This window comes from Clostridium sp. CTA-5 (genome assembly GCF_054768135.1).
Genome location: NZ_BAAAAT010000039.1, coordinates 1 through 381 on the forward strand (window position 1 = coordinate 1; position 381 = coordinate 381).

Genomic DNA, 381 nt, shown 5'->3' on the forward strand with positions numbered 1-381 from the left:
GGCAGGATTCGAACCTACGCATAATGGAGTCAAAGTCCATTGCCTTACCGCTTGGCGACATCCCAAAACATGGGGTGAACGATGGGATTCGAACCCACGACAACCAGTGCCACAAACTGGCGCTCTACCAACTGAACTACGTCCACCATTTTCTGGTGCGTTATCAGGGGATCGAACCCGGGACACCCTGATTAAGAGTCAGGTGCTCTACCAACTGAGCTAATAACGCATATTAATGGAGCGGGTGATGAGAATCGAACTCACGTAACTAGCTTGGAAGGCTAGGGCTCTACCATTGAGCTACACCCGCATATTTAAAATTTATTTGGAGCGGAAGACGGGACTCGAACCCGCAACATCCACCTTGGCAAGGTGGCACTC

At 50.7% G+C, this 381-nt stretch carries 4 tRNA genes; all 4 read right to left on the minus strand.

Annotation, left to right across the window (positions count from 1 at the left end):
• Nucleotides 1–57, minus strand: a tRNA-Gln gene (locus tag ACYUET_RS19100).
• 13 nt (nt 58–70) lie between these two features.
• Nucleotides 71–146, minus strand: a tRNA-His gene (locus tag ACYUET_RS19105).
• Between the two features lie 7 nt (nt 147–153).
• Nucleotides 154–229: transfer RNA gene (locus ACYUET_RS19110), tRNA-Lys, on the minus strand.
• Between the two features lie 7 nt (nt 230–236).
• Nucleotides 237–310 (minus strand) — tRNA-Gly (locus ACYUET_RS19115).
• Nucleotides 311–381: the final 71 nt, after the last annotated feature.